This is a genomic window from Candidatus Magnetominusculus dajiuhuensis (assembly GCF_046044395.1).
GTDB classification, from domain to species: domain Bacteria; phylum Nitrospirota; class Thermodesulfovibrionia; order Thermodesulfovibrionales; family Magnetobacteriaceae; genus Magnetominusculus; species Magnetominusculus dajiuhuensis.
Genome location: NZ_JBJUSG010000192.1, coordinates 1 through 4450, shown reverse-complemented (window position 1 = coordinate 4450; position 4450 = coordinate 1). Strand labels below are relative to the sequence as shown.

4 protein-coding genes are annotated in these 4450 nt (G+C 47.0%); 3 read left to right on the top strand and 1 reads right to left on the bottom strand.

Going from position 1 to position 4450, the window contains the following annotated elements; all coding sequences use genetic code 11:
- The first annotated feature begins 216 nt into the window (after positions 1-216).
- Genes AB7D94_RS16550 through AB7D94_RS16540 form a run of 3 tightly spaced genes read left to right on the top strand, consistent with a single transcriptional unit; the run spans position 217 to position 3829 of the window.
- On the top strand, positions 217-1620 hold the full coding sequence (locus AB7D94_RS16550; RefSeq protein WP_420267166.1) for a B12-binding domain-containing radical SAM protein: 1404 nt from the start codon (positions 217-219) through the stop codon (positions 1618-1620).
- 2 nt (positions 1621-1622) lie between these two features.
- The gene (locus AB7D94_RS16545; protein WP_420267164.1) at positions 1623-2579 is read left to right on the top strand and encodes a lysophospholipid acyltransferase family protein; all 957 of its coding nucleotides are present in this window, start codon (positions 1623-1625) and stop codon (positions 2577-2579) included.
- 2 nt (positions 2580-2581) lie between these two features.
- Positions 2582-3829, top strand: a complete 1248-nt coding sequence (locus AB7D94_RS16540) for an SGNH/GDSL hydrolase family protein (protein WP_420267163.1) — start codon at positions 2582-2584, stop codon at positions 3827-3829.
- 37 nt (positions 3830-3866) lie between these two features.
- On the opposite strand, the gene AB7D94_RS16535 is transcribed toward AB7D94_RS16540, so the two are convergent.
- Positions 3867-4226: a nitrous oxide-stimulated promoter family protein gene (locus AB7D94_RS16535; protein WP_420267162.1), complete on the bottom strand. Its 360-nt coding sequence runs from the start codon at positions 4224-4226 to the stop codon at positions 3867-3869.
- Between the last annotated feature and the right edge of the window lie 224 nt (positions 4227-4450).

The following is a 4450-nucleotide window of genomic DNA, read 5'->3' as shown; positions in this document are numbered from 1 at the left end:
GAGGGAGGGGAGGTGAGAGCCTTCCCTACCCCTATTGTCCTTATATCTCAGAATATGCACAATCATTATGAAACTCTCACTAAAGGGACGATTCCGGACAAGCCGGAATGATTGCATAGGTATCTTTTGCTTTATTTTTCTAGTGCGTTTGCCCTGCTACGGGGGTTGACATACGAGGCGGGTAAACCATACAATAGGCTGTGTAGAGGACTGCTAATGAATGTACTGTTGGTTCAGCAAGACGAAGGAGTCAGGGCATATCATATACCGCTTTATCCTATAGGGCTTTCGTATGTCGCGGCTGCCCTGAAGGCGCACAGCGTCAGGATATTCAATCCGAATAGTTTTGAATACCCGGGCTCTTTGGAGGAATTAAAAAAAGAGATAGTCAGATTCAATCCAGACATCGTGGGGTTGTCAATAAGAAATCTTGATACGACTCAACGGCGCGACTTGCATATTCAGTTTAATACTGTAAGGCCTACGATAAATGCCATTAAGGAGACCTGCCCAACAGCAAAAATAATAGCGGGTGGGTCAGGGTTTTCCCTTTACGCAATGGAAATAATGAACAGGATTCCGGAAATTGACTATGGCGTATTCCTTGAGGGAGATGAGGCAATTGTGCAACTGCTTGATAATCTGGATAGGCCCGAGACGGTTAAAGGCATTTTTTACCGCGGAAACGGCGCACAAAACGCCTCTGAGGCAATCTTTACCGGCACAAGGCCCACCCCTGATTTTAGCAGGATTCCCATGCCTGACAGGGGACCTCGCGTGATTGACACGAAGAGTTACATTGGGGACTATTATAATATCTTAGGTGTACAGAGCAAGCGTGGCTGTGTGTTTAAGTGTACGTACTGCAGCTACCCATTTCTGAACAACGACAGCGTGAGGCTTCGCAGCCCTGTGGAAGTCGTAGATGAGATAGGGCATATGATTGAAAATTATGGACTTAAGAGCTTTGTCTTTGTTGACAGCGTGTTTAATCTGCCAGAGAGGCACGCAAGGGAAATCTGTAATGAGATTATACGAAGGAAGCTGCGAATAAAATGGGGAGCGTGGTTGACCCCAAAGATGCTGACAGTGGAGTTTATGCATCTGATGAAGGAGGCCGGTTGCGTGCATGTCGGGTTGTCGCCCGATGCCGTAACGGATGAGGGATTAAGATATCTGCAAAAAGGAATCACCTACAAAGAGGTCAAAAACAGTATAAAGGTTATGCGCAAGACTAAGGGCATTGTCGCTACATATAATTTCTTCTGCGCGTATCCCGGTATGGATTTGTGGGCGGTGTTAAGGACTATCTACTTGTATTTTAAAATACCGCTGGCCATATTTGCCAGGGCCTCTGTGGGGTTGGGCTGGATACGAATCGAGCCTCATACGGCTGTTTACGACATTGCGTTGAAAGAGGGTATAATAACAGAGGGGCTTGATATGCTGCCGGAGAAGGAGGAGGATTTGTTAAAACTCTTCTACGTCCCTAAGAGGCTGTGGTATGCAACCCTGGCCTTTGATATTTTGGCCTTTTTAGCCGATGAGCTAATAAAACCCGCGGGCCGCGCCGCATTCCGTATTGTAAACAAGCTCAAAGGAGAGAGGCCGCACGTCTGAGGATGAGATTAAAGGAATCAATTTTTGACATAGGGATGTGGGTGTTTTGGTTTCCCCTGAGGGCAGTGGCAAAGCTCCTGCCATTGAAGATGGCATACTCAATAACGAGGCTATTGGCCTCGCTTGTCTGTATTTTCTATAAGGAACTCAGGGATAAGATAAAGGAGCAGCTTGTCTGTATTGTGCCTGATAAAGATAATCTCAGGGAGTTGGACAGGCTGTCAGAGCAGACCATCGTATATGATTTAAAGAGGCGTATGGAAGAACTCCTCTTAGGGACGCTGTCGAAGGAGACAATTGAGCGCATTATAACGTACGAGGGGTGTGACAATCTCAAAGAGAGTGTTGACAAGGGGAGGGGGACGATAATTCTGTTGTCTCATTTCGGCTCATTTTTCATGATATTGCCGGCGCTTGCCTTCAAAGGTTACCGCATAAGCCAGATTGTCGGGCCGTCGCCCTACAGAAATAAGATTCAAAAGATGATCTTACGGGCGAGGCATAGTGAAAACGCCAAACTGCCGGTCAGGTTTATCTTCAGCGAAAACGGCCTGAGGCCTATATTTAACGCACTGAAGAACAATGAACTTATCGCCATGGCCCTTGATGGAAGGGCTGGGGATGTATGGGTTGACGTCCAATTCTTTGGTAGAACCGCCCATTTCTCACAGGGTATCCTAAAGCTGGCCATTAAGACAGGGGCCACCATCCTGCCGACTTATATTATCAGGCAGCAAGACGATACACACAGGCTGGTGTTTGAAAGGCCCATCTTTGCGGAAGGCCTTCCCAGGGACATCGGCACCGTGGCCGAATATACACAAAGGCTTGTGTCCATCCTTGAGGGTTACGTATCAAAATACCCGTCTCATTTTGCGATGATTATGACCATTGTTGCCGAGAATGTCAGAAAAGGCATTTATAAGAAACCCTTGTTTAAACCGGTTAACAGCGGTTGAGCGTGAGAAAGCTCCGGCTGGCTCTGCTTGCCATTTTATTTGTGGTTGGATTAACCGCCCTGCTTGCCGAGGCCCTTTTAAGGCTCTTCCCAAGCTGGTACACGGAGTACGGCAACAACATATATTATCGTTACACGCAAGACAAGAATATCCTGACCCCTGAGCCTAATCAAAACGCCTCGTTCAGGAACTCCTGCTATAACATCCCTGAGATAAAGATAAACTCTGTCGGCTACAGGAGCTATGAATGGGATAAGTTAGGCACGACGAGGATAGCGGTACTTGGGGATTCCTTCGTGGAGGGCAAGCAGGTTGCTGAAAATACCTATTTCGCCGCCGCCCTAAGGGGGGTTTTACATGTGGACGTATTAAATTTCGGCGTAAGTGGCTACGGCACTATCCATGAGTACCTTCAGTATGTAAGAGATGTAAGGAGTTATAAGCCTAAGATAGTCCTCTTGTTTTTTTGTACGTTTAACGATGTAAACGGCAACTCCTGCAAACTGCTGTCAGGGGGTTCAATGCTATCGTGTGCCAGCATAGAAAACGGCGCTGTCGTTGTAGATGAAAAAAAAGGCCAAAAGAAGATTAAGTCTTTAGTTAACTTTCTCTACAGGTATTACAAGACCTCATTGTTTATAAAGACCGTGTTTTTACAGCACAGAATAGACGCCCGCTCCAAAGAGAAAATTAGTGTGCTGCCGGATGATTACTATGCCTACATGCCCCCAAATGGCGATTGGCCGGAGGCATGGGCGCTTACGGAGTATTTCCTGAAAGAGCTTAAGCGGGAAACCGACAGGGACAACGCCACACTGATACTGATTCCGGTTGTGGAACATATACGAATGGTCAAAAGCGTGGATGAGGAGCTGAAAAAAACCCTCGGCGTGGAGGCCCCAAAGGGGTTTGACCCCGAATATCCCGTCAGATGGCTTGCTCAGACTGCTCAAAAGAATAATATTATTTTCTATAACCCCGAACCGTTTTTCAGGCGTTACAGGGATGACCATAACCTGCCGTATCCATATTTCTCGTATCGCTGCGACGGGCACTGGAACCCGCTCACACACTTTCTCATGGCCAATCTGGCGGCAGAGTTTCTGATTAATAACGGTTTGATGGCAAATAAAGACAACCTACTTGCCGAGGCAGAGAATAACCTCAGGCGCACCCCACGGGAGATTATGGGAGATGCGGCCTACAAGGCAATCTACGAGGGTGGATTTTATAATGGCGTTGTGAAATAAGGGCGATATGCGCAGGTTGCAGCATGGTCAGTAACTATCATTTGTAAATATGACGTTTCCCAGACGCTTTCTTCTTATTAAACTTGTTAAAAAGGCCCTCAATGGCGTGCAAAATTACCAAATCTGGCCGCCTAAGCAGCATTCGCGGCTGTGAGTACCTCATCACAGCCCTGATTTGCTGCCGTTTGTCGGGCTTATAGCAGTGTATCGTACACTTTGAACACGTAGGTTTATCGTTTTGATACACGCACTTATCAAGGCGCTTGTGGGAATACTCAAGCAGCGCCGCACATTCAGGGCAAAGGACACCCTCTGAGTGATGGAGCTTCTTACAGTAAAACCCCACCATTTTCGTTACGGTACTCTTCTCGAACTCTATCCTGTTGCTGCTAAACATCCTTCGCCCCCAGGGCAAACGCACTATGTATTTTTTGTCTGTCATTCCTGCGAAAGCAGGAATCCAGTCTTTTAGGAATAAGGGATAATACCACTTTTCTATCCCTGCAAGTTCGACATGAGAGACTCAAGGGCTGGACAACCCACTATGATCACGTTTTGCCATGAAAACTGGATTCCTGCTTTACCGTGAAAATCCTATGGAGCTAGGGCACACACCTCCCC